General features: G+C 55.5%; 23 protein-coding genes. 11 read left to right on the top strand and 12 right to left on the bottom strand.

What is annotated here, in order from left to right:
* Positions 1-94: 94 nt before the first annotated feature.
* Complete coding sequence (locus tag RT197_RS07270; RefSeq protein WP_312948773.1) at positions 95-1,030, top strand: LysR substrate-binding domain-containing protein; 936 nt, start codon at positions 95-97, stop codon at positions 1,028-1,030.
* A 13-nt stretch (positions 1,031-1,043) separates the two neighbouring features.
* Here RT197_RS07270 and RT197_RS07265 read toward each other — a convergent pair whose 3' ends face one another.
* A complete protein-coding gene (locus tag RT197_RS07265) occupies positions 1,044-2,822 on the bottom strand; it encodes an ABC transporter ATP-binding protein/permease (RefSeq protein WP_312948771.1) in 1,779 nt (592 codons plus the stop codon).
* Positions 2,812-5,013 (bottom strand): TonB-dependent receptor, encoded by a 2,202-nt coding sequence (locus tag RT197_RS07260; protein WP_312948770.1) that lies wholly within the window; start codon positions 5,011-5,013, stop codon positions 2,812-2,814. The genes RT197_RS07265 and RT197_RS07260 overlap by 11 nt, the downstream gene beginning before the upstream one ends.
* 558 nt (positions 5,014-5,571) lie before the next feature.
* Here RT197_RS07260 and RT197_RS07255 point away from each other — a divergent pair.
* The 8 genes from RT197_RS07255 to RT197_RS07220 all read left to right on the top strand — a co-directional run bounded on the left by RT197_RS07255 (position 5,572) and on the right by RT197_RS07220 (position 13,479).
* Positions 5,572-6,108 (top strand): sigma-70 family RNA polymerase sigma factor, encoded by a 537-nt coding sequence (locus RT197_RS07255; RefSeq protein ID WP_312948769.1) that lies wholly within the window; start codon positions 5,572-5,574, stop codon positions 6,106-6,108.
* A 4-nt stretch (positions 6,109-6,112) separates the two neighbouring features.
* Positions 6,113-7,090, top strand: coding sequence for a FecR family protein (locus tag RT197_RS07250; protein ID WP_312948767.1), 978 nt, complete (start codon positions 6,113-6,115; stop codon positions 7,088-7,090).
* A gap of 127 nt (positions 7,091-7,217) precedes the next feature.
* Positions 7,218-8,069: an energy transducer TonB gene (locus RT197_RS07245; protein ID WP_312948765.1), complete on the top strand. Its 852-nt coding sequence runs from the start codon at positions 7,218-7,220 to the stop codon at positions 8,067-8,069.
* A 36-nt stretch (positions 8,070-8,105) separates the two neighbouring features.
* Complete coding sequence (locus RT197_RS07240) at positions 8,106-8,834, top strand: MotA/TolQ/ExbB proton channel family protein (protein WP_312948763.1); 729 nt, start codon at positions 8,106-8,108, stop codon at positions 8,832-8,834.
* 12 nt (positions 8,835-8,846) lie between these two features.
* Entirely contained in the window at positions 8,847-9,266 is a 420-nt protein-coding gene (locus RT197_RS07235; RefSeq protein ID WP_312948761.1) for a biopolymer transporter ExbD, read from the top strand.
* Between the two features lie 118 nt (positions 9,267-9,384).
* Positions 9,385-10,734: a metallopeptidase TldD-related protein gene (locus RT197_RS07230; RefSeq protein WP_312948759.1), complete on the top strand. Its 1,350-nt coding sequence runs from the start codon at positions 9,385-9,387 to the stop codon at positions 10,732-10,734.
* 11 nt (positions 10,735-10,745) lie between these two features.
* The gene (gene tldD, locus RT197_RS07225; RefSeq protein WP_312948757.1) at positions 10,746-12,188 is read left to right on the top strand and encodes a metalloprotease TldD; all 1,443 of its coding nucleotides are present in this window, start codon (positions 10,746-10,748) and stop codon (positions 12,186-12,188) included.
* Positions 12,189-12,225: 37 nt separating this feature from the next.
* Entirely contained in the window at positions 12,226-13,479 is a 1,254-nt protein-coding gene (locus tag RT197_RS07220) for a thioredoxin family protein (RefSeq protein WP_312948755.1), read from the top strand.
* A 199-nt stretch (positions 13,480-13,678) separates the two neighbouring features.
* Here the strand turns inward: RT197_RS07220 and RT197_RS07215 are convergent, their stop codons facing one another.
* The 7 genes from RT197_RS07215 to RT197_RS07185 form a co-directional block, all read right to left on the bottom strand.
* A complete protein-coding gene (locus RT197_RS07215; RefSeq protein ID WP_312948754.1) occupies positions 13,679-14,314 on the bottom strand; it encodes a DUF421 domain-containing protein in 636 nt (211 codons plus the stop codon).
* Positions 14,315-14,323: 9 nt separating this feature from the next.
* Complete coding sequence (locus tag RT197_RS07210) at positions 14,324-14,770, bottom strand: DUF3290 domain-containing protein (RefSeq protein WP_312948752.1); 447 nt, start codon at positions 14,768-14,770, stop codon at positions 14,324-14,326.
* 558 nt (positions 14,771-15,328) lie between these two features.
* Positions 15,329-16,318, bottom strand: a complete 990-nt coding sequence (locus RT197_RS07205) for a hypothetical protein (protein ID WP_312948750.1) — start codon at positions 16,316-16,318, stop codon at positions 15,329-15,331.
* Between the two features lie 281 nt (positions 16,319-16,599).
* On the bottom strand, positions 16,600-16,788 hold the full coding sequence (locus RT197_RS07200) for a hypothetical protein (protein ID WP_312949499.1): 189 nt from the start codon (positions 16,786-16,788) through the stop codon (positions 16,600-16,602).
* Positions 16,789-16,900: 112 nt separating this feature from the next.
* Positions 16,901-17,614 (bottom strand): SDR family oxidoreductase, encoded by a 714-nt coding sequence (locus RT197_RS07195; RefSeq protein ID WP_312948749.1) that lies wholly within the window; start codon positions 17,612-17,614, stop codon positions 16,901-16,903.
* An 18-nt stretch (positions 17,615-17,632) separates the two neighbouring features.
* A complete protein-coding gene (locus RT197_RS07190) occupies positions 17,633-18,379 on the bottom strand; it encodes an SDR family oxidoreductase (RefSeq protein WP_312948747.1) in 747 nt (248 codons plus the stop codon).
* A 123-nt stretch (positions 18,380-18,502) separates the two neighbouring features.
* Positions 18,503-18,640 (bottom strand): hypothetical protein, encoded by a 138-nt coding sequence (locus tag RT197_RS07185; RefSeq protein ID WP_312948745.1) that lies wholly within the window; start codon positions 18,638-18,640, stop codon positions 18,503-18,505.
* A 158-nt stretch (positions 18,641-18,798) separates the two neighbouring features.
* Between RT197_RS07185 and RT197_RS07180 the strand changes: the two genes are divergently transcribed.
* Entirely contained in the window at positions 18,799-19,725 is a 927-nt protein-coding gene (locus RT197_RS07180; protein WP_312948744.1) for an AraC family transcriptional regulator, read from the top strand.
* 177 nt (positions 19,726-19,902) lie between these two features.
* On the opposite strand, the gene RT197_RS07175 is transcribed toward RT197_RS07180, so the two are convergent.
* The 3 genes from RT197_RS07175 to RT197_RS07165 are packed head-to-tail and all read right to left on the bottom strand — an operon-like array spanning position 19,903 to position 22,580.
* A complete protein-coding gene (locus tag RT197_RS07175; RefSeq protein WP_312948743.1) occupies positions 19,903-20,769 on the bottom strand; it encodes an ABC transporter permease in 867 nt (288 codons plus the stop codon).
* Positions 20,741-21,583 (bottom strand): ABC transporter ATP-binding protein, encoded by an 843-nt coding sequence (locus tag RT197_RS07170; RefSeq protein ID WP_312948742.1) that lies wholly within the window; start codon positions 21,581-21,583, stop codon positions 20,741-20,743. Before RT197_RS07170 ends, RT197_RS07175 begins: the two co-directional genes overlap by 29 nt.
* 19 nt (positions 21,584-21,602) lie before the next feature.
* Positions 21,603-22,580, bottom strand: coding sequence for an ABC transporter substrate-binding protein (locus tag RT197_RS07165; protein WP_312949464.1), 978 nt, complete (start codon positions 22,578-22,580; stop codon positions 21,603-21,605).
* Positions 22,581-22,855: 275 nt separating this feature from the next.
* On the opposite strand from RT197_RS07165, the gene RT197_RS07160 reads away from it, so the two are divergent.
* Positions 22,856-23,875 carry a malate/lactate/ureidoglycolate dehydrogenase gene (locus tag RT197_RS07160; RefSeq protein ID WP_312948740.1) on the top strand — a complete coding sequence of 340 codons (1,020 nt, stop codon included), beginning with the start codon at positions 22,856-22,858 and terminating at the stop codon, positions 23,873-23,875.
* The last annotated feature ends 20 nt before the right edge of the window (positions 23,876-23,895 follow it).

Below are 23,895 nucleotides of genomic sequence, written 5' to 3'. Positions count from 1 at the left end.
ATTTCTTATGATAATTGTGATGTCTTTTATCTTTCTGTTTTATAAGTAATTATAAAAACACCTTTTGATGGATTAACCTTACAGAAGTCAACATATGAGAAAAACAGAACAATCGCCCGCCGTGCAACCGGCACTTTCCGGGGCATTGACCCACGATCCTCCCCTGCGGGCAGTACGCACTTTTGAGGCCATCGCCCGCCTCGGCAGCGTCACGCTCGCCGCGCAGGAGCTGGCGATTTCCCCGTCGGCGGTGAGCCACCAGCTTCGCGTGCTGGAAGATTTTTTGCAGATTGCGCTAACGGAGCGCCAGGGGCGGCGGCTGATCTTAAGTCAGCAGGGCAGAGATTATTACCGCTCGATTCGTTCCGCGTTTAACGTGCTGCGCCAGGCGACGGAGCATCTGGTCGAACAGGCGCAAACCCGGCAGGTGACTATCAGCCTGATCCCGCTGTTTGGCATGGGCTGGTTTATTCCGCGCCTGCCTACTTTTGTGCGGGCTAATCCGCAAACCGAAATCAACGTGGTGTACGCCAACCACCGCAACTACCTGAGCGATGCCTCGGATATGTCTATCCGGTTTGGCAACGGTCAGTGGGCGGGCTATCAAAGCGAGCGGCTGATTTCCGGCAAAATGGTTCCGGTTGCCAGTCGGGCATTTCTGCGCCTGCACGGGCATATCGATACCCCGGAACAGCTTCAGCAAATGCCGCTGCTGCATGATGAAGAACGTTCCACCTGGCCGCAGTGGTTTTTACAGCAGAACGTGCGGCGACCCGCCAGAATGAGCGGGCCGCTGTTTGAGGATGGCTTGCTGACCCTCGCCGCCGTACAGGCCGGGCTGGGCTGTGCGCTGATGCGCGAGCCGTTAATCGCCTCCTATCTTGAAAGTGGCGAACTGGTGAAGCTGTTCGATTTGCCGATTGACGATGGCCGTCATTATTACCTCTGCGTGCGCCAGGACAGCGAAATGACCGAAGAGGGCAAACTGCTTCAGAACTGGCTGCGGATGCATAAAAGCGTGGAGGAATAGCGCCGCGCGATCGTCAGTTGCTCAGGACATTTTCAGGCCGCTGCCCCTCTTTGATTACCGCGTGCTGCGTTTCTTCCCGCGCCTGACGCAGCGGCGGCGCGGCGGCCTCCAGCGTCAACTGATGGGTATGAAACGCGGTAAGAGCCTGATGATGCGCCACGCTGACAATTGCCGCGTGCGGCAATCCGGCGATAAGCGCCTGATAGACCGCCGTTTCCGTTTGCGGGTCCAGCGCGCTGGTGGCTTCATCAAGAAACAGAAAATCAGGCTGATGCAGCAGAACGCGGGCAATCGCCACCCGCTGCTGTTCTCCGCCGGACAGCCGATGCTGCCAGCGGTCTTCACTGCCAAGCAGCGCCACTACGCCCGGCAAAGAGGCGGTTATCAGCGCCTGCCGACAGGCTTCATCGCTGAATGCCGCTTCGTTATCGGGATAGCAAAGCGCCGCTTTGAGCGTCCCCACCGGCAAATAACTCTTCTGCGGCAGGAAGAAGATTTTGCGATCTCTGGCAAAGACGATCTCCCCCGCCCCCCAGTTCCACAGCCCGGCACAGGCTCTGAGCAGCGTACTCTTACCCACCCCGGACGCGCCCCGGATCAGCCAGCGCTCGCCGGGCATCACCTGCCAGTGGGTAATTGCTGTTAACGGCGTGGCGTCGGGCGCGTACAGCCGCAGATCCCGGCATTCGAAACCCGGTAAATCGTGTTCATAACGGCGCAGGGCCGAGGGTTTGTTCTCAACCGCCTGTAACGCCGCTTCCATATCCCGCAGCCGGTTAGTCAGCGCCAGCCAACGGGTGAAGCCCTGATACGCCTGCATAAAATAGCTTAGCGTGGCACCCAGCGACCCATAAGCCATATGGATACGGGTCATGTCGCCGAAAGTGATCTCCCCGCGCAGCAGTTGCGGAAGCGCCAGCAGCGTCGGCAGCGGCGACAGAAAATGCGAAAAGATGCTCTGCCCGAACGAGACTTTTAAGCCGCGAACGATCACCGCCAGCGCAATGGCCCTGACGCGGGCAAAGCGCTGGATCAGCCGATCGCCTTCCCGCTGCCCGCCCTGATAAAAGGCAATTTGCTCCGCGTTCTCGCGTACCTGCACGCCGAGAAAGCGGAAATCCCCTTCCGCATTCTGCTGTTGCATATTGAGCCCGATTAACGATTTTCCCAGCCAGTGCGACAGCGCCACCTGCAAAATGATAGCGATATACGCGGCGTAAACCATGTAGCCGGGGATCGACCATTGCCCGCCGAGCAGTGAAAAATGCAGCGTCCCGGAGAGCGACCACAGCAGCGCGGTATAGGTCACGGTATTAATCAGCACCATGACCAGGCTTAAAAAGAAATTAAGCGTTGCCGGGATCAGCTCGTTAACGTCGTCGGCGATGCGCTGATCGATATTGCTCAGGCTGCCATCGCGCTCAATATCATAATACGCGCGGGTACTGGTCCAGCGGCGGACATAGCGCAGCGTCATCCATGTCCGCCAGCGCAGGGCCAGATACTGATTACCGAGCACGTTAATCCAGGTCATCATCATCGCCCCCAGTCCGAGGACAAAGCTCAGGATGAACAACGGCTTAATTTTCTGCCAGTCGACCGCGATCAGCGCGTCGGTGAACGCCCCCGTGACCCGGTTCGACTCCACGTTGACCCAGGCTGACCCCAGATTAATGCCGATCATCATGCCCAGCAGCGCAAAGGCCAGCCAGCGTTCCGAAGAGCGCCAGTACGGAGAGAGGATCTGCCAGACGCCGGGTCTTGTGGCCTGAAGCCCGCGATCAGAATGCATAGGTGCCCGTCAGACGCCAGGTCCGCCCGTCCTGCACGCCGAGGTACAGCGGCGTTGAAGTCCCGTAAAAGATATCGCGGTCAAAGACGTTATCAACGCCTAACTGTACTGACCACGCGGGCTGACGGTAAAACACGGCGACATCGGTTTCCGTCTGGCTGCCAATAGTAAAGTATTCGCTCTTGTTGCCATTTTTGGTGGTTCTGGACTGGGTGCGCGCGCCGATGGATGCCCCCGCCCCCTGCAGCCGCCCTTCCTGAAATTCCCACGACGTCCAAAGGCTGGCGCTGTGGCGCGGAATATCGGTTGAAGAGACCGTATTCGGATCTTTATTCTGCGACCAGGTATAGCTTCCCGCGACTTCCCAGCCGGGCAAAATAGTGCCGTTCAGATCGAGATCGAAGCCCTCCGTTTTACGCCCTTCGCTGCCAATTGCCCGACCATTGCTCCACACCACCACGTTATTCTCGCGAATATCAAACAGCGCGGTGGTCAGGGTTAAATCATCTTCCAGCAGATTAAACTTCAGCCCCACCTCTTTTGATTTCCCGGTGGAGGGCGGGAAGATGCTGCCGCTGCGGGTATCCACCTGCGGATTCCCCTTAAAGCTGTTGAGATAATTGACGTAGGCCGTCACGTCCGGGGTGATATCAAAACTCAGCCCGTAGTTCGGGATCCATTTACTGATATTAAAACTGGACGGCTTGCCGTTGGTCAGGTAGCTGTTATTCCAGCTCGAACGCTTCAGGGCAAACTGAAGATGCAGGCGCTCCCAGAAATCGACCTGATCCTGGAACAGGAAACCGCTCTGGATCAACTTACTGGTGTAGGTCTGACCGGACGGCTCCCCGATATCCGGGAAAGAGAGCGAGCCGGGATCGTATACGTTGCCGTTGGTCAGGATTTTAAAATCGCCGTCATAGCTGGCGTAGCGTTCATACTTATAATCATGGCCCAGCAGCAGGGTTTGCTTCACCGGGCCCGTCTCAATCACGCCGCGAACATCGTTTTGCAGGCTCCAGGTTTGGTTGGTGTATTTGTTCGCCAGCGGATGACTGGTTTTATCGCCGTTATCGGCGATATCCAGCGTCTCGTTCATCTTCACCTGACCGTAGGTGCTCTGATAGTTGGCCTTGCTGTTAAAGGTCCAGCCGTCCACCAGATCCTGCGCGATTTCATAATAGACATTGCGGGTGCGGGTCTTGAAGTGATCGTCTTTATCGCCGAGGCGATAATTGCCCAGCTTCTGGATCTGACCATCGGTATAAAACGTTCCGGCTGGCCCGGAATCGCGCGTCTGATTAAATTCCGCCCCCACCAGCACGCGGGTACTGTCGCCCTGCCATGCCAGCACCGGCGCGAGATAATCCGCATGGTTGCCGTTAAAGTCAGGAAAGGCATTGCTGGATTTCATCGTCGAGACATTCAGGCGGTAGCTGAAGGCTTTATCGTCGGTCAGCGCATCGCCCAAATCGAAAGCGGTTTTAAACTCGCCGTAGCGCGCGGCCTCCACTTTCACCCGACGCAGCGGCTCGGTCACCGGCTTCTTACGCACGATGTTAATCGTCCCGGCGGGCGAACTGCTGCCTGAAAGTACCGACTGCGGGCCTTTCAGCACTTCAACCCGCTCGACGCCCTCAATCGCGGTGCCCTGCCCGATGCCGACGTTGCTGGAGTCGGAAACGCCGTCTGTCAGCCCGGAAGTGATATTTTGTCCGCGCATCCAGAAGGTGGTGGTGCCACGGTTCGAACGCACCGCCACCGTCCCGCCGGAATTTTTTAACGCATCCTCAAGCGAGGTCGCCTGCCGCTCGGTCAGCAGTTTATTGCTGATCACCGCCACCGACTGCGCCGTTTGCTGGAGCGGCGTATCGGTACGCAGCGCCGAGGAAGAGTTCGCCGGGTTGAGGACGGTTTCATCTTCACTTTCTCCGGTCACCGTGATCGCTGGCAGCGTATTTTGCTGGCGCTGGGCGAGATCCAGATCGGAGGCGCGGGAGGAAATAATCGTCAGGGTGCCATTATCGGTGGTCGTCAGCAGCAACGGCTTGCCCTGCAACAGGCGCAAAATCGCGTCGCGCGGGGTGTAGCGCCCTTTCAGCGGCGGGCTTTGCAGATTCGCCACCAGTTGCGGACTGAACGAAATCGTCTGCTGGCTCTGATCGGCAATCGCCAGCAGACCACTTTGCAAGCTGCCGCCCGCAATTGAAAAATCGTGCGTATTATTTTGTTCCGCAGCATAAATTGCTGGCGCAACGAGAGTGGCCCCGATTAATAGCGCAGAATGAATATTAATTACCCCGGTAAAATATAAATTATTGCTGAAATTGAAACGGCCCTGCCGATTCACACACTGCTTCGATTTAATCATGTGCTTTATCACCATCAACAGAATTATAAAATTGGATTTATGTGTTTGCATAATGGCTGTACATCGACGGGGAAAAAACGACACTCAAAATGATAAATTTTTTTAACGCTATTGATAAATCAACGGATTAACAGCGTACTCCGGCTTACTGGCGTTCTGATTCGCCCCCGCAACCGCCTGCGCCAGTGCGGTGTTTTTCCATCGTTAATGCGTAAATGCGATAAATGAATAAGGTTATCTGAAAAACATATTTTTACTTGCCGTTATTTTGCCTTAAAAACTTTTTAACGAGCGGTACGTTATTCTCATTCTTTTTTATTCAGCCAGGGGTATCCCGGTTTGGGTTTTATTATTTATTGTTAGCCTCGGGGATATGCCATGTATACGGAATCAAAAAATTTTCAGGGTAAAGCACCCGACCTGCTTTCATTAATATTCCGCAGCGATTACCGCTGGCTGATAAACCGGTTACGCAAAAATATTGCCTACGGCTGTGAGCCGGAGGACGTGGCCTCCGAAGCCTTTTTACGGCTGGCCGCCCTGCCCGATCTCAACGCGCTGCGCGAACCACGCGCCATGCTGACCACGCTTGCCCGGCGCGTCCTGTTTGAAAACTGGCGCAAACGCGATCTGGAGCGCGCCTGGCTGACGGCGCTGGCGAGCGAGCCGGAGCGCAGCCATCCTTCCCCGGAAGAGAGTGAAATTTTACTGGAGGCGCTGCTGGCGATCGATCAGGCGCTGGAAGGGCTGTCGGTCAAAGCGCGGCAGGCCTTTCTCTACAGCCAGCTGGACGGCCTGACCTATGCGGATATCGCCGCCCGACTCGGCGTGTCGGTCAGTATGGTCAGAAAATACATCACCAGCGCGTTGACCCAGTGCTATCTCGCCACCCGGCCCGCCGACGATCAGGATTAACAGGATGGCAAGATTACACCCACAGGATGACGTGGCGCGGCAGGCCATTGAATGGATGGTGCTGTTACGATCCGGGGAAGCCACCTCACGGGATTACGACGCGTACCTGAGCTGGCGAAGCGCGCAGCCCGCGCACGACCGCGCCTGCCAGCGTATCGAACAGACGCTGGGGCAGTTTCAGCCGCTGCTGAAAGCAATGCCGCCGGAGCCGCTGCGCCAGGCGCTGCTCGCCCCGTCCAGCCGTCGCAAAGCCCTGCATTACGGTCTGGGCGCGATTGCTACCTTTACACTTGGCGCGACGTTGCTCAATCAGCACTATCCGCTCTCGCCCCTGCTTGCCGATGTCAAAACCGTTACCGCCGAACGCCGCACCCTGGCGCTGGCTGATGGCAGCACGCTGACCCTGGACGCGCGGACGGCGCTTGATCTTGACGTCAGGCGCGACACCGCCCTGCGTCAGCTTACGCTACTGAACGGCGGCGTGCTGCTGGAGGCGGTGCAGGACCGGCAGCGCCCGTTTCACATTACCACCCGCCAGGGCACCATCCTCGCGCTGGGCAGCCGGCTGAACATCCGCTATGAGGATGACGGCGTGCATGTGGGCGTGCTGGATAACGTCGCCAAAATTACCAACCAGCGCGGTCAGAGCGAGTTATTGCAGGCCGGACAAGGCGTCTGGTTTGACGAGCGCTCGCTGTACCGTATTGCGGTAAATGCAGAGGCGGAAACCGCCTGGACGCGCGGGCGGCTGGAGGTGCAGGACCGCTCGCTGGCCTCGGTCGTGCGCTCGTTGCGCAGCTATACGCCGGGCATTATTCGCGTCGATCCCGCCGTCGCCGACCTGCGGGTCAGCGGCAATTTTCCGCTTAACGATATTAACTTCACCCTCGACTCGCTGGCCCAGACCATGCCGATTGCCATCGTGCATACCACCGATTACTGGGTCCATATTCAGCCTGCCCGCTATGCAGGATCGGCCTGATACCTAAAAAATTAAGCTGGCCGGTGTCACTTTTCATTTTTCATCGCACAGACAGAAAGGGGCAGGACGCGCCTTTATCAGTACGGGCAGGATAATTTCCGACAGGGCAACAATGGCAGGACAACAGGTGCAACGCGCATTAACTAAAACACTGATTGGGGAACATTTCCCGCAGCCGCTTGCGTATGCCGCCGTAAATCCGGCGACCCCGCCGCGCGCGGCGCGTCATGATTACTCAGGACCTGCGCTGGCTTTGCTCAGCGTCATCGCGCTCCATGCGGTGATGGCGGCCTGGCTGGTCACGCGAACGACGGAATATACGCCGTTAAATCTGGTCACGCCGCAGGAGAGCGCCAGCATTCAGGCCTCGCTGGTTGAATTTAGCGAACCGCCGCCCGCGCCTGCGCCCGTCGCGCAGCCGCAGGTGCTGACCGCCGATCGCGGCGAGCGAGAAGTGGCAAAAAGCGAAAGCAAACCGCCGGAGGCGGAACAAAAACCCGCGCCAGCCAGGCCGGTGGCTCCGGCACCTGTACGGAAGGTCAAAAAAGCGCCGCCGGTGAAGCCCGTGGTGTCAAAACCTGCGCCTCCCCAGCCCGTGAGAACGCCGCCGCCGGGACCGGCCACCACCAGCGGACACTCCCCCGCCCCGCTGGCAGGCAGCAGCAGCGGGCGAATGATGCAAAGCAACAGTAGCGCGCAGCCGAAAAACGTTTCCGCCATCGGCTGTGCGGTCCCGGAGCCGGACTACCCGCGACGCGCGCGCAGGCTCAAACAGGAAGGGGAAGTGCTGGTCCGGCTGGTGGTTAACCCGCAGGGGCTGCTGACCCGCTATGAGATTGCCCGCAGTAGCGGCGTTGAGGCGCTGGATCAGGCCGCGCTGGCGGCCGTGCAGAAAACGCGCTGCTCGCCCTACGTTGAAAACGGTCAGGCCATTACGGTCATGACCCTGCAACCCGTTAATTTCAGGCTGGCGCGCTGATACCCGGCTGCCGACTATTTCGTTAAGAGGTTACTCATGAATACGCTCGATTTTCACCATTTCTGGCAGCAGGGCGACGCCGTCACCCATGCGATTGCCATTATTTTGCTGGTTATGTCTCTGCTTTCCTGGACCACCATTTTGCTCAAGGGAATACAGCTTTACGCCCTGAATAAAAGCGTGCTCTATAGCCGCCAGCGTTTCTGGCAGGCGTCCTCCCTTCAGGAAGGGGCGGACGGCTTTGGCAACGCGGCGTTTAATCCGTTTCGTCATCTGGTGGTCGAAGGCCACGCCCTGCTGAAACATCCGCATAAATTTGCCTCAACCCTGGGCGGTCACGTTGATTTAAGCGACTGGCTGGTGCGCGGGCTGAGCAATGCGCTCGACGCGGGGAGCAGCCGCTTACAGTCCGGGCTGGGGACGCTGGCCTCCATCGGCAGCACCGCGCCGTTTATCGGTCTGCTGGGAACGGTATGGGGGATTTTTCACGCCCTGCAAACCATCAGCGCCATCGGCCAGCCGGATATTTCGCAGGTTGCGGGACCGGTCGGCGAAGCGCTGATTATGACCGCCTTCGGCTTGTTCGTCGCCATCCCGGCGGTGCTCGGTTATAACGCCATTAACCGCCGCAACCGGCTGATCCACCAGGCGCTGACCCGCTTTGCCCACGATCTGCACGCCTGGCTGCTGACCGGCGCACGCGTCGAATCCGGCCAGGCCGAGTGGAGCACCGCGCCCCAGCCTGTCGTTGAACGCTCCGCATAATGAGGTTTCACCATGAGCATGTCATCTCCGTTTGAGGAGCAGAACGATCCTCTGCTTAACGATATCAATATGACGCCGTTTATAGACGTCATGCTGGTACTGCTGATTGTTTTTATGATCACCCTGCCGGTGGTCAACCATGCGGTGAAGGTTGATTTACCGAAGGCCAGCGTGGAAAAAATGGTTCAGGATACGCAGGCGATAGACCTGGCGATTTCAGCCAACGGCGACCTTCACTGGAATAAAGAAGCCCTGACCGAAAGCCAGTTCTTCGCTCGTCTGGATGCCCTCGCGGCACAAACGACCGTTCCCGATATCCGGCTGTTCGCGGACCGGGCGGTAGAATATGGCCGGGTGGCCTGGGTAATGACCAACGCCCAGCAGCGCGGACTCACCAAAATCGATTTCGTCCTGCAACCGGATAAATCCTGACGCAGCCCGGCAGGCGTGCCGTTCGCCTGCCGGACATAAAAAACCTCCGCCAGCGGTAACACTTTTCCTCGCTCATTGCACATAACAAGTAACTCACTGAACGCGCAGGAATACCACAATGCCTTCTGATTTTTCCCCCGACCCCGCACGCCTGCAACGCTATGCCGCGCAGGTGCTGGACTACGCGCGGCGCGAGGGTGCCGATAGCGCGGTTGTCAGCGTGTCGCACGCGCAGAGCCGGACGCTGCGCGTGCGACATAGCGAGATTGATACGCTGATCCAGAATCAGCATCAGGGTCTTTCACTGACGCTGTTTCACGGACAGCGCGCCGGTTCGGTGTCCACCTCCCTGCTGACCGATGAGGCACTCAGAAACGCGGTGGCGGCGGCGAGTACCCTGGCCCGCTATGGCGATGACGATCCGTGCAGCGGCCTGCCCGATCCCCGGCGGCAGGCAACGGAGATTGTCGATCTGGCGTTGTACCACCCGGCGACGCTCAGCGTGGACGACGCGCTGGCCCTCGCCCGCCAGACCGAAGCCGCGACAGACAGCGCGCATCCGGGACGCTGCGCCAGCGAAGGCGCTGAAATCACCTCATGGCAGGGAGAATTTATTCTGGCAAACAGTCAGGGCTTTAGCGCCGGTTTTCCCGGCTCATCGCACACCCTTCAGGGGCACGCGCTGGCAAGAGATGAACACGGGCGGCAGCAGGGATTCTGGCATGACGCCCAACGCTCGCCTCAGCGCCTGGCATCACCACAGGCCATTGGCCGCACCGCCGCCGACCGGGCGGTCGCGCAACTGGGAGCGGCTCCGCTGACCACCCGCCGCTGTCCGGTGCTGTTTGAAGCGCCCGTCGCGCACAGTCTGGTGCATCACCTCGTTGGCGCACTTAGCGGCGGCGCGTTGTACCGCGCGACCTCTTTTCTGGGATTATGCGCAGGCCAGCGCATTACCGCTTCCCATCTCAGTCTGCATGAGGATCCGTTAATTCCCGGCGGCTGGGCCAGCGGCTGCTTTGACGCTGAAGGCGTGGCCGGAACGGTGCGTGAGGTGGTGAATGAAGGCGTGGCCTGCGGTTATTTTCTCAGCAGCTACAGCGCCCGCCGCCTCGGACTGCAAACCACCGGCAACGCCAGCGGCGCGTGGAATCTCAGCCTCAGCAGCTCGCTTACTCGTCCACAGGACGATTTGCCGGGGCTGATCCGCCAGATGCATCGTGGACTGCTGGTGACGACGCTGCTCGGCAACGGCTTAAACCCGATCAGCGGCGACTACTCGCAGGGGGTCGCCGGATTATGGATTGAAAACGGGGAAATTCACTCCCCGGTCACTGGCATTACCATCGCCGGAAATCTGAAAACCCTGTGGCAGCGCTGCATTGCGCTGGGCGCGGATACGCACACGCGCGGGGCGCTCTCCTGCGGCTCCCTGCTGATTGACGATATGCAACTTGCCGGGCTGTAACAGGAGATCCCATGACCCTCAATACGTTGAATGCTTATCCCACTCCTGCCGACTTCGCCCTCACCCCGGCGGAGATCCAGCAGGCGCTCGGCCTGATCGTGCAGCGACAGGTCGATTACGCCGATCTCTATTTTCAGCGCCGGACCCAGGAAAGCTGGCAGGTGGAAAATGGCATTGTCCGCCCGACGGGCTTTAGCCAGGATCAGGGCACAGGCGTGCGGGCGGTGAGCGGTGAAAAAACGGCGTTTTCGTTTACCAATGACACCGCCCTGCCCGCGCTGCTTAACGCCGCGCGCACGGTGCGTGAAATTTCCCGCCACGGGCAGACTGCCACGGTTCCCCGGCTGGCAAGCGTGCCGTCCACCCATGCCGAACCGCTTTATCCGGCGCTCAGTCCGCTTTCTTCGTGGAATGAGGCGCAAAAGCACGCGCTGCTTGCCGGTATCGATCGTCAGGCTCGCCAGCGCGATCCGCGCGTCAAAGAGGTCACGGCGCAGCTGTCGGCTTCCAGCGAGGCGGTGATTATCGCCCGCCACGACGGACGGCTGGTAGTGGATTATCGTCCGCTGGTTAATCTGTCAATTTCGGTAGTGGTGGAACAATTCGGACGCCGGGAGAGCGGATTTAGCGGCGGCGGTCGGCGGCTTGATTACGGCTTTTTTAGCCCGCAACGCGTGACCGGCTGGATTAACAGCGCCGTCGGACAGGCGCTGAATAACCTTGACGCCGATCCCGCGCCAGCCGGGACGTTCAGCGTGGTGCTCGGCGCGGGGTCGCCCGGCATCCTGCTGCATGAAGCGATCGGTCATGGTCTTGAGGGAGATTTTAACCGCAAGGGAACGTCCGCCTTTTCAGGATTGCTGGGTGAACGCGTGGCGGCACCGGGGATCACCGTGGTGGATGACGGCACCCTTGCCACCCGTCGCGGCTCTTTGCATACCGATGACGAAGGGACGCCAACGCAATCCACCCCGCTGATTGAAGACGGCATCCTGCGCGGCTATTTGCAGGACAGCCTGAACGCCCGCCTGATGAATACCGCGCCGACCGGCAACGCCCGCCGCGCATCTTATGCTTCCTTGCCGCTTCCCCGGATGACCAACACGCATATGCTGGCCGGTGACAGGCCGCCGGAGGAGATTATCGCCTCGGTCCGCCAGGGCATTTACGCCGCCAGCTTCGGCGGCGGTCAGGTGGATATCAGCAGCGGCAAATATGTTTTTTCGACCACCGCCGCCTGGCTGATTGAGAACGGCAAAATCACCCGTCCGATCAAAGGAGCGACGCTTATCGGTCACGGTCCTGAAGCCCTGCTGCACGTCGCGATGGTCGGCAACGATCCCGCGCTCGACGAGGGCAATATCGTTTGTAGCAAAGAAGGTCAGACCCTGCCCGTCAGCGTCGGTCAACCCACGCTACGTATCGACAATATGACGGTTGGCGGCTCGCAATAGCGCTGCTTTTCCGTTCCCCGATGACTATGGAGACACTATGTCTGACATTATTGCCGTCAGCGATGATTCGCTGACCACTTTACTCGCTTCCTCCCCGGCGGTGCTGCTGGATCTGTGGGCACCCTGGTGCCAGCCCTGCCGGGCATTAGCGCCGCATCTGGAAACGCTGGCGCGACAGGCCAGCACGGGCTTCACCATCGCCAAGCTGAATGTGGATCTTTATCCTGACATTCAGCAGCGTTTTGCCGTGCGCGGCATCCCGACCCTTCTGCTGTTCAAAGACGGTCAGGAGGCGTCGCGGCAGGTTGGTGTTAAATCGCTGACCCAGTTGCGCATCTGGCTGGAAGCGGAAGGCATTACGCTGAACGAGCAGGCCGCTGCCGCGCCAGCGCCCTCGCGCACGCCGTGGCCTGCTTTTTATAACGATGCCTCGCTGCACGCTTTTTTATCGACGCGCCTGAAAAATCACGCGCTGGCGAATGAAATTAAGCCGGGCTTTATGCCCTACTGGACCGACAATCAGGGCACGCTTTCCGCAGTCATTGCCCATCATGAGCAGCCTGAAGTATTTGAACGGATCACCGGGCTGCCCGTCGCGCTGGCGTTTGTGCTTGAACAGGTGCCATTCTCCACGCCGGACGAAGTGGAAGCCCTGTTTAACGTGCTGACGCCGGGCAAGGACGTGTCGCAGGTGCCGCTGCGCTGGACGCTCGACCTGCTCAGCGACCGTTATTTTGCCTGGTCTGACTGGTTGCAGGATGCCGATCTCGATGCCTTACGCAAGCAGTGGTGCGAACGGGTGTCGCGCCATCTGGCAGGTGAAACGTTGCCGTCAACCGTCTGGACGCCACTGGTGAAGGCCACCACCGACGAGCAAAAATTTGCACAGCCTGCCTTTGAGCTGGAAAACAATCTGATCGCGGCACTGGGCGCACTTTCTCCGCTTCCTGATGCGTCCGAAATCTCCGCCTGGGGCAGCGCAAAAATACAGCTCGGTTTTGCGCTGGCGCAGATTATCGAAATCCGCGCTGGCTGGAGCCGCGAAGACCGCGCCGCCCCCGGCCTGCGCGAACGCTGGTTCAGGGCGCGTCAGGCCCAGGAGCCGGAGCAAACATTCACCGATCAGCGACTGAAGGAAATGCGCGATCTGTGGCTGTCGGAAAACCGGGATTTTGCAGCACGGGAAGACGCGCTGTACGCCGACTATGGTGCGCATGTGCAGCGTTTGCACGCGCCGCTGCAGGAGAATCTGCTGAGGTTGCTGAGAGAAGCACCTGAGTTTGTTGTGTGAGGGGTGCGGAACTGTGTGGGTGTGGCGTTTGCTGGAGGGGCAAACGCCGCAGGCGTGTTTGGCTGATAAGGGATGTATCAGGATTTTTTCGGTGTGCAATGGCGGCTTAGTACCAGGAGCGAACGTTGATGTTAGTGTTCTTAGGCAGAGGCACACCTGAATGGCTGCCTCCTGATAATAAGGTCATTAATTTTGGATATTATTTTTCATATCCATATAAATTAATCCTACCTGATAAATACTCACCTAAATATACTTCACTGATTTTATTGAAGCCTTGCTTTGTAACTTCGTTTTCCAACCACTCATTGTCCTTATTAAGGATTTCGAGCAGATCATGGTTGGCTAAACCATCCACTATAATTGGATAGCGTATATTTTCATCACCACTTTGTATAATGGTTAACTGCCCATTTTGTTCGAGAACCACACGCTTTAGTTGTTCTATTTCATAAATACCATTTGCTCTTAATTTGAACATCAAATCATTTGCAGAAACACCATTCCGTAAACACTCCTTAACATTAACGCTGCCATTATGGACCAACGTGATAGGTTTCCCATCAATTATTCTTTTGACTAACCGATTATTTTCTTTCAAGAACTTAAGAACAAAGACCAAAAAAGTCCATATAATTAGCACCAGCACAAACTGTAGTACGGTTATCGATTCGTTGTAAATTACGCCACCTATAATCCCCCCCAGCACATAGTTTTGAACCTGATCCATTGCGGATGAGGGGGCCAGGTTTCCTTTCCCCATGAGATTTATTTGCACAATTAAACACAGTATCCCCAGACCCAACTTAATAATGATAGGTAAATAAATTATCATTTCCACTCCTCATTTTTTTATGATTTCTATTTCTGGGTTTACTAACGAAACCTCTACTAAATTATAGGTTTTTTGATCCAGACTTAAGTTAACGCGATAATAAAGATCATTCATTTTAACGATAATGCCATCAGAGAGTTGTACTGAACTGGAAAATATAGAATTCACATTCACCTGTTTTTCTTGTGATAACAACCTGACAAAGTTAACCATTTGTGATGATTGGGAGTGTATATTTTGACTGTCGGTATAATCTGCATACTGAATACCAGAAATGAATAGTAAAAATAAGAAGGCTATGATTGTTAAGTCACGATATTTAGTTTGCAAGCGATGGCGCATATACAGACTAAAAACAACGATCAGGATGAATAAAGTACTAAATATAACGATGTATTTTAAATAATCATTGATGTTAGACTGCATTTGTAGATAATCGATGCTATAAAATTTCATATATGTATAATCCCTAAACCCTCACGACCCCATTTCTATTATAGTAACACATTGCCATTTTCCGCTCTGATGTTACTTAACAACTAATAATTATCAGTTATCAGCTGAGATTTGTCATTATCCTTTAAGCCAGCTGAAATAACCTGCTTTCTATGACTCAGGGCACCCCGATGTAAGTATGCGTTCAACACTCCCGCTGTTCGCTCATAGCAGCGTCTGCCCGCCTCGTGCCAGAAGCTGATAGTCAACGTATTGATTTGCCAGCCAGCAATCGCGGTAAAGCGTGCCGTACCTTCCCACAGGGAATGAAATATCTCCAGGCTGTATCTTAAATGACAGTTTGAAGCGCACGTGTTAACAGAGTACAGGAAAAAACATAAATGCCCTTCCGGGCATTTATGTTTTGCTGGCAACTATCCTGAGATGACTGCTTAAAATGCCATGTTTTTACACAAGCATTAATGAAAAAACAGAGCAATCAGGATAATGATTGGAATAGGTACACCTAAAAAGAACAGTAATAATGAGCGCATTTTAAACCTCCCGTATAATTAAAGATTATAAATCACGTTTACGGCCACCGAAGGTCGCACACAGGCTAGCTACAAAGGCACCTGCCAGCAGAGAAATGAATGTCCAGAGCATGAGATAGCTCGTGGTTTTGCGTGCGGTATCGGCAGCTTGCTGCGCTTTCTCCTTCGTTTCTTTTAATTTAGCCTGGGCTTTGTCATAGGTGCTCTGTACCCGCTGTTCAGCCTCTTGCTGACTGATACCCGTATTTTGCGCAATCAGTCGGGCGACATACTGACGATCTTCCTGGGGTAAAGCGCCAGTGGTAATGCTGTTGGCAAATATGCCGGTTACTTCACCTAACTGTGCAGGAGAGACGGGTTGGTGAGATGCAGATTCCGTTGCAGGAGCAGGAGCCGCGGTTGACGAGGCGGGATCGGCTGCACCGTTTGCTGGCGTGGCAGGATCGTTCGCCCTGAACAGCGAGTTAACGAAATAGTCCATTGACGAACCGGGTGCTGCAGATGACCCGTTAGCCATACTCGCTGCACCCGTCGCCGTGGCCACCGCAGCGCCCCCGGCAACCGTACCCACGATTTTAGCCCCCCCGCCAACAATGGCACTCATCGTGCTCGTTAACAACGCAGCAGATACCAGCGCCGCCACAGCCCAGGACAAAAACCCATGTGCAGTATCGCGGAAATAAACTTCATCAGTGTGGGTGTCGATCCATTTCGTGCGCAGTCGTCCGGCTAAATAGCCTCCCATGCCCGACGCAACAATTTGCGTGAATGTCAGCCAGGCTATGGCCGCGATACCCACCGTACCTGCGTCAAGCCCGCGACTTTCCCATGGCGAAACGGACGTAAGACCTAAACCGGCACCCAGCATAAGCAAAATCAAAGAGAGGGATGCCGCTGCTGCCGCGCCAGCGAAGATGGCACCCCATGATACAGCGCTGCTGCTCGTGGCGGGCAGAGGCAGGCGCGTATCGGGATACGTAGTGTTAACGGTGGAGTGTTCGTGGATGTGAGTCATAGCTGTTGTCCTTTAATTAATCTTTGCGTTCGGAACCAGGAACTACTTGAAGAAACAGGAAACATAATCACGTTCAACACTAAGGCTCTTCAGGAGCCGGGTGATGTCATTTATAAAAAGTAAAGCTATAAAACTTAAAAAGTTTAAAACTAAATATCACAATGGAAATTTATTCCATGCACTAAGGATAGTAGATAATTTTTTGCTAAATGGACTTTGAGCGTTAAAAATCCGTTACCGCTAAAGATGGCGGATTTTATAGTGAGCCTTAGATTTATCAATTACGCTACGTCGGTGCTGCGGTCTGAGCACCAGACCTGACCGGAGACATACGAATATTCTTCAGATGCCAACAGAACATTGAGAGCGGAGATACTGCTTATCCCACGCAGGGAATCACCTTGCTTATCTCTGTCCCGGACAATCGCTTTCTGTTTCGGCGTGGAGTGAATGCGCGTTCTTCGTTTCATGGCAACGTCACCTTGATTAAGGATAGCGCTGCATCCATCGGTTGAACTCATAGCCGGAAGCGCACGTTCGAATGAACCCGCCAGCAGTATTGCTGGCGGGTTTCTGGGTTTATTACCAGGGCCAGATATTATTCGCATAGTCGATGAAGAGATGGTTTCTATCGTTCCTGTGTTGTTCAATCACACTGATCATTCCGTTGACGCTGGTCTTTACATCAATCTCTGCTTCAACTGCGCCGTCCAGCGTGCCCATGGCCGTCGTTACCCAGCCAGGATGAATTGACAGAACCGTATGCCCTTTTTGACTGATATCCATGAAAATACAACGAGCCAGCATATTCAATGCCGCTTTACTGGCCCGGTAGAGCTCCAGACCTATTCCCGGTTCGCTATTGCTGGCAATGCTGCCCCGGTGCGACGACATAAAAACCAGCGTGCCGCCAGGTTTAAGCATCGGCATAAGGTGCCGTGCCAGACGGGCAGGACCAAAAGCATTAGTCATCATAATCTGCTGGAATTCAGCATCGGAGGCCTGCAACACTGACTGATGCAGGGGGCCATAAATTCCGGCAACCATAAAGATAATGTCAAACTGCCGAACGCTGAGCGAGGCGACAAGTGGCGCGATATGGGACGCATCAGTTACATCAATCTCACCGGTCGAGAGGCTGCCCGGATATCTCTCTGCCAGGGCGAGCAAGGAAGAGACATCAGTGTTCGGTAAGTGCGTGGCAAAAACTTCCCAGCCCTTCCTCAGCCAGGCCTCAGCCAGGCCCAGCCCGAGTCCTTTCTCCGATCCGACAATCAAAATACGCTGTTTTTTCATTATTCATGTGCTCCAGGTTTACTGTGCGGTATAACCGCCGTCAGCCATTAATACCGTCCCCGTAACGAAGCTGGCTTTAGGTGATGCAAGCCAGATAATTGCTTCAGCAATTTCTTCCGGCTGAGCCACTCGTCCAAGTGGATGAGCATCACCATAGCTGGCCAGCGTGGCCCGGCTGTCTTCCACAATGCCGGAAAGAATATTCGTTTCGACGACGCCGGGTGCGACAGCATTAACGCGGATACCATACTCAGCCGCTTCCAGAGCCAGAACTTTTGTTAACTGGACTATTGCGCCTTTTGAAGCCGAGTAGGCGGACGTTGCTTTCATGCCAACCATGCTAACTACGGACGCTACATTGACTATCGTTCCCTGCCTGCGAGGCTGCATGACCTTCAGGCTTTCCCTGCTCAGGAGAAAATACCCTCTGGCATTAATAGTCATAATGCTGTCCCATTCTTCAGCCGAGGTCTCGGTAGCAAGTTTATTCAGGGTTTTGCCCGCATTGTTAATGAGAACATCCACGTCACCGAATTCTGCCTGTGCGAGCGTCACCGCGCGGATAACCTCATGTTCCTGGCTGACGTCGCAAATATGTGTGACTACCTGATTATTCTGTGCCAGTGAATGCACCTGCGGATTAATATCCAGAGCCAGCACCTTCGCTTCATGACTCACCAGTAGCTTTACTGTCGCCCTGCCAATATCGCCTGCCGCTCCCGTGACAATCGCGACTTTGTTTTTCAGACCCAAAAAATCTGCCATTTTTATTCCTCAATTGCTGTGTTACGTTGCCAGTGCGCCATCTCATTCATCAGCCGGTACTGAAAATCCCTCGTGCGGATGCCCGGAACCCGTGTCCGGGGAAGATTGGAAGAACGGACGGTTTCAATAAGGAACGTTGCCATCACGGGTCGTTCCGGCAACGCTGTCCCCGGTTGATAGCACCGCCTTTGCAAGTGCCAGGCCCAGCCCACGGCTAATGCCCTGTAATAACCAGATCCTCGATTCAGAATGACGTTGCATAACCTCTCCTCCTTTCTTTTGTGACTAAAAGAATATGAGAAGCAGATAAACGTAACAATGTTGATTACTGTACAAACATTATCGTTTTCTCTCATAATCACTTTTAGTAAACTGTTTTTATCCGCAAAAATTATCCTTTCGTGTTTCCAGGGGGCGTGGTGTCCGCATTTACTTCAATATTTACGCGAAAAATGATCTCTGCTTTTCTGCCGCTTGCACCGGATGAAGGCTACTCACGCACCTGTATGAAAGAGGTCAAGCTGTTACGGGTAAATGAGTCTATGCCCCATACGCCCGTCCTTTATGAGCCGTGCATCGTTATTGTTCTGCAGGGAAAGAAAACTGGTTTGATGGGCGGACGGGAATTTATCTATGATGCCGGTCATTATCTGGTTGTCCCGGTTCCTCTTCCTTTTACCAGCCAGACCACTGCCAGCCAGGAGGAACCTCTTCTGGCTATATCTGTATCGCTTGATGTCTCCCTTATCGCCGAATTACTTATTGAAATGGGAGAAAGAGCCATAAACGATACTGAGAAGGCGGAAATAATGTTTTCCACCCCGCTGGGAGAAGCGCTGGCAGATACGGTTTATCGCCTTCTGGCGGCACTTTCTGATGAAGAGAAGGCCATGATTTTGGGGCCGGGTATTCTGAAAGAACTTTATTATCATGTACTGATAGATACTCAGGGAGCCTCAATAAGAGCGGCGCTCTCTGGAAAGGGGCATTTCAGGCAAATTGCAGCAGCTATCCGTACGATGCATACCCGGTTTATGGATAATATTGACATTGACATGCTGGCGAAGGTGGCCGGGATGAGTGCTCCCTCTTTTCACCGCCATTTCAGGACATTCACAGGCACAACGCCAAAACAGTATCTGATTTCCATCAGGCTGCACCAGGCACGTTTTTTAATGGTAAAAAGGAATGTAACTGCCAGCGAAGCCGCTTTGAGGGTTGGCTATGCTAGCCCGACACAGTTCAGCAGAGAATTTAGCCGGTTCTTTGGTTGTCCGCCCCAAAAAGAAGCTCATCGCTTACGTCACATATTAAAGGTTAAAGCTGAGTCATACTGGCCTGAATAATATCGTAACGGCTTTGGTGCCTGCTCTTCGCTCATGAGGGACAACCATACTCAAATCGCCCACATTGCAGGAGATTTGAGTATGAACATGTCACCGTTGAACAAGGACCGTATCATCGGACAAAAACGACCGATCTGGCCCTGTTCAACATGGCTTCGGACAGTAAGCTACGGGGCATCAGCGCTGCATCCCCCAGCGTTTTATCGTCGCTTTCTCAAGGGTAGAGAACACCACGCCCTCGACCAGCAGGCCGATGATAATCACCGTTGCCAGTCCGGCGAAGACCCGGTCGGTAAACAACTCATTGCGGTTCTGGAAGATATACCAGCCGAGCCCGCCTTCGCCGCTTGAAGCGCCAAACACCAGTTCGGCGGCAATGAGCGTACGCCACGCAAAAGCCCAGCCAATCTTCAGCCCGGAAAGGATCGATGGCAACGATGCCGGGATCAGGATCGTCACCACATAGCGTGGGCCGCTCAGCCCGTAATTGCGCCCGGTCATACGCAGGGTCTCCGGTACACTGCTAAACCCCGACCAGGTATTCAGCGCAATCGGCCACATTACCGAATGCACCAGCACAAACACCAGGCTGACATTGCCCAACCCGAACCACAGCAGCGCCAGCGGCAAAAGGGCTATGGCGGGCAGTGGGTTGAGCATCGCGGTCAGGGTGCTGAGCAGGTCGCGACCAAAGCGGGTAGTGATCGCCAGCGCACTGGCGACCAGCGCCAGCACGCTGCCAATCAGATAACCTTTCAGCAGCGTACTGAGTGAGTTGACAATCTTTTCCGGCAGTTCGCCGCTGCGCATATCGTCGATGAAGGCCCGCAGCGTATCAAGCACGCCGGGAAGCATCAGGTCGTTTTGCTGATAGCGCGCCGCCGCCTCCCACAACGCCAGCACCAGCAGGACCACCACGCCTTTGCGCAGCCAGGTCTGATTCCACAGCCGTCGGGAAAGCGGCAACGCCTCATCAACGGCAACATCGCGCAGCGGGCTCAGCGCGCGCTCATATTCAGGACGAATGAACGGTGGCTGCGACATAATCCAGCTCCTGGGTGGCAGACGATGAAAGCGTGTTCACCGCAGGCGGGAACAGTAGATGGTGGATATGGCTCGCCGCCGCCTGGAAGGCGGGACTGCCGAAATCATTAAGGCTGTACTGGTGGCAGTTCAGTTCTGCCCGCACCCGCCCCGGATGCGGCGACAGCACCAGAATACGGCTGCCGACCACCAGCGCTTCCTCAATGGAATGGGTCACGAACAGCAGGGTAAAACGCTCCTCGTCCCACAGGGAAAGCAGCTCTTCCTGCATGGTGCGCCGGGTCAGAGCATCGAGGGCGGCAAACGGCTCATCCATCAGAAGCATTCGCGGGCGCATTGCCAGCGCGCGGGCAATCGCCACCCGCTGCTTCATGCCGCCGGAAAGCGTATGCGGTAAGGCATCGGCAAAGTTCGCCAGCCCGACCTTATTGAGAAAATACAGCGCCTGGTCGCGGGCTTCCGCCCGCGTTGCCTTGCGGCTGGCAATCAGCGGAAACATCACGTTTTGTAGCACCGTCTTCCACGGTGGCAGTTGATCGAACTCCTGAAACACCATCATCCGATCCGGCCCCGGCGCGCTGATACGACTTCCTTCCAGCGTAATCTCACCGCGCAGGGGTTTGATAAACCCGCCAACCGATTTCAGCAGGCTCGACTTTCCGCAGCCGGAGGGACCCAGCAGGATAAAACGGTCTCCGGGCCAGACGTCAAAGCTGACATCATGGGTCGCGCGCACCCGGCGTTCACGGGTGCGGTATTCAATATCAAGCGCGTTGACCTGCAGCAACGGTTCCGCTGTGGTGAGCTGTGGCATAGGGCTCTCCTGTCTCACGTTAGCTGCCGGGATTGTCCCCGGCTTCATTGAAGAAATAGTCTTTCCAGGTGTCTGCTTTATTTTTCAGAACACCCAGCTCATGGAGTTTCTCCGCATACACAAAAGTGCGCTCGGGCGAAACGGTAAAGCTGATTTCTGGATCGTTAACGATTTTCTGCACCAGCGGCAGAGGCAGACGCGACTTCTCAACCCGGATATAGGTTTCCGCCGCCGCATTCTTATCGGCATTGATTATCTTCGCCGCTTCACTCAGCGCCCGATAAAAAGCGCGGTAAGTTTTCGGGTTTTCATCATGGAATTTCTGGGTGGTATAAAGCACGTTAAAGGTCGCCTGACCGCCCAGCACATCATAGGAACTGAGAATTTTATGCACGTTGCTGTGCTCAAGAGCCTGATACTGGAACGGCGGGCTGGAGAAGTGGGTGCTGATCTCCGAACCACCGGCGATCAGCGCCGCGCTGGCATCCGGATGCGGCAGACTGACGCTAATCCGATCAAAGCGCTTAAAGTCGGCGTTGCCGAACAGCTTTGCGGTTTCAATTTGCAGCGTCCGCGACTGGAATCCTACGCCAGCAGCAGGCACGGCAATGCGATCTTTATCGCTCAGGTCACGCACGCTTTTGACCGCCGGATTATTGCTTAACAGATAGTTGGGCATCGAGCCCAGCGAGGCGATAGCCTTAACGTTCTGTTTGCCGCGGGTGCGATCCCAGAGGGTCAGCAGCGGCGGCACGCCCGCCGAAGCGACGTCCAGTGCCCCTGAGAGTAGCGCTTCATTCATGGCGGTAGCGCCGGATAAGGTGCGCCAGTCCACCTCAATATCCAGCCCCTCTTTTTTTCCTTCTTTTTCGATTAGATTTTGATCCCGCACCACGTCAAGGATTAAATACCCAATACCAAACTGCTGCGCAATACTGATTTTCCCTTCCGCCTGCGCCTGGCCGCTAACTGCGTTAAGGGTCATGGCAATAGCCATCGCGGCTAAAAGATGATGACGTTTTTTCATTTATATTCCCCGGAGGTCTGTCACGAAAGGCAAATAATTGGCGATATTGCCTGCAAAAAAGAAATAATTTAACCGGCATTGCTTATATCATATCCGGCAATATAAAAATCTTTGCTGTATTATTCCTTTGCCAGCCAGCGGAATAGCTAAGTTATTTTTTATGGTTATGTTAAAAAACCATTCTGTTTATAGTTGGGCTTTGCTTTTAAATATCCACGAGCAATGCTGGTTGCTAAGGACGCGTTATGCCCGTACTCAGTGCGCAAACACTTCGTCATCTGTTACAACACCATCTTTTACGGGTAGATACCCCTGTCGATACCGCCCGTCAGGTGGCGGATAATTTGGTCGAGGCCTCTCTGAAAGGCCATGACTCCCATGGCGTCACCCTGCTGCCCCGCTATATCAACGCCATTCAGGTCGGGGATTTAAACCCGTATGCCGAACTGCGTCTGTTGCGCGATGAAGGCCCGCTGGTCTCCTTCCACGGACAGTGCGGTTTCGGTCAAGTGCTGGGTCAGCAGGCGATGAGCGTGGGTATCCGTCGGGCGCGTGATTATGGGGTAGCGATTATCGGGATTCATGAAGCCCACCACCTGGGACGTATCGGTGCCTGGGCGGAGCAGGCCGCAGAAGCCAGGCTGGTGTCGCTGCACTTCGCCAACGTCAGCGCCCCGTCAGCGGTACTGCCGTTTGGCGGCAAGCAGCCAAGACTTGGCACCAACCCGCTGTGTGTGGGGATCCCGCGCGCCGGTCACAATCCGGTGATCCTCGATTTTGCTACCAGCGCGATTGCCGGAAATAAAGCCCGGATTGCCTGGAATGAGGGCCGTCCGCTACCGGAAGGCTGCGCGGTGGATCACCAGGGCAACCCGACCACTGACGCCAGTAGCCTGATGCAGGATCCACGCGGTTCCCTGCTGGCCTTCGGCGGCCATAAAGGGGCCGGACTGTCGTTAATCTGTACCCTGCTGGGAGCCGCGCTCACTGGCGGACAGACTGAAAGCCACCGCTTCCCGCCACGCCCCGGCATTATCAATAATATGCTGTCGATTATCTTCGACCCGCTGCGTCTCGGTGCCGGTGAAGCCTGGCAGCAGGAAATGGAAGCGCAACTGGCCTGGCTGCGCTCATCCAGTGACGAGGTACAGATCCCCGGTGAACCTGAGGCCCGCCACTATGCACAACGCAGCGAAACGGGGATTTATGTCGATGAGGTCAGCTGGCAGCAGTTCCTTGACCTGGACCCGAACCAGCCGGTCTGAGTGAATGCGCACATTGCCTG

It is taken from the genome of Superficieibacter sp. (assembly GCF_032071645.1).
In the GTDB taxonomy this organism is placed as follows: Bacteria; Pseudomonadota; Gammaproteobacteria; order Enterobacterales; family Enterobacteriaceae; genus Superficieibacter.
This window is presented reverse-complemented; position numbering and strand designations above follow the sequence as displayed.

Excerpts from the sequence above, each read along its gene's own strand:
- RT197_RS07200 (WP_312949499.1), bottom strand. The coding sequence starts at position 16,788 with ATGAAACGAAGAACGCGCATTCACTCCACGCCGAAACAGAAAGCGATT.
- RT197_RS07250 (WP_312948767.1), top strand. The coding sequence starts at position 6,113 with ATGGCAAGATTACACCCACAGGATGACGTGGCGCGGCAGGCCATTGAA.
- RT197_RS07190 (WP_312948747.1), bottom strand. The coding sequence starts at position 18,379 with ATGGCAGATTTTTTGGGTCTGAAAAACAAAGTCGCGATTGTCACGGGA.
- RT197_RS07265 (WP_312948771.1), bottom strand. The coding sequence starts at position 2,822 with ATGCATTCTGATCGCGGGCTTCAGGCCACAAGACCCGGCGTCTGGCAG.
- RT197_RS07220 (WP_312948755.1), top strand. The coding sequence starts at position 12,226 with ATGTCTGACATTATTGCCGTCAGCGATGATTCGCTGACCACTTTACTC.
- RT197_RS07215 (WP_312948754.1), bottom strand. The coding sequence starts at position 14,314 with ATGATAATTTATTTACCTATCATTATTAAGTTGGGTCTGGGGATACTG.
- RT197_RS07195 (WP_312948749.1), bottom strand. The coding sequence starts at position 17,614 with ATGAAAAAACAGCGTATTTTGATTGTCGGATCGGAGAAAGGACTCGGG.
- RT197_RS07235 (WP_312948761.1), top strand. The coding sequence starts at position 8,847 with ATGAGCATGTCATCTCCGTTTGAGGAGCAGAACGATCCTCTGCTTAAC.
- RT197_RS07165 (WP_312949464.1), bottom strand. The coding sequence starts at position 22,580 with ATGGCTATTGCCATGACCCTTAACGCAGTTAGCGGCCAGGCGCAGGCG.
- RT197_RS07210 (WP_312948752.1), bottom strand. The coding sequence starts at position 14,770 with ATGAAATTTTATAGCATCGATTATCTACAAATGCAGTCTAACATCAAT.
- tldD (WP_312948757.1), top strand. The coding sequence starts at position 10,746 with ATGACCCTCAATACGTTGAATGCTTATCCCACTCCTGCCGACTTCGCC.
- RT197_RS07205 (WP_312948750.1), bottom strand. The coding sequence starts at position 16,318 with ATGACTCACATCCACGAACACTCCACCGTTAACACTACGTATCCCGAT.
- RT197_RS07185 (WP_312948745.1), bottom strand. The coding sequence starts at position 18,640 with ATGCAACGTCATTCTGAATCGAGGATCTGGTTATTACAGGGCATTAGC.
- RT197_RS07170 (WP_312948742.1), bottom strand. The coding sequence starts at position 21,583 with ATGCCACAGCTCACCACAGCGGAACCGTTGCTGCAGGTCAACGCGCTT.
- RT197_RS07160 (WP_312948740.1), top strand. The coding sequence starts at position 22,856 with ATGCCCGTACTCAGTGCGCAAACACTTCGTCATCTGTTACAACACCAT.
- RT197_RS07175 (WP_312948743.1), bottom strand. The coding sequence starts at position 20,769 with ATGTCGCAGCCACCGTTCATTCGTCCTGAATATGAGCGCGCGCTGAGC.
- RT197_RS07240 (WP_312948763.1), top strand. The coding sequence starts at position 8,106 with ATGAATACGCTCGATTTTCACCATTTCTGGCAGCAGGGCGACGCCGTC.
- RT197_RS07230 (WP_312948759.1), top strand. The coding sequence starts at position 9,385 with ATGCCTTCTGATTTTTCCCCCGACCCCGCACGCCTGCAACGCTATGCC.
- RT197_RS07270 (WP_312948773.1), top strand. The coding sequence starts at position 95 with ATGAGAAAAACAGAACAATCGCCCGCCGTGCAACCGGCACTTTCCGGG.
- RT197_RS07255 (WP_312948769.1), top strand. The coding sequence starts at position 5,572 with ATGTATACGGAATCAAAAAATTTTCAGGGTAAAGCACCCGACCTGCTT.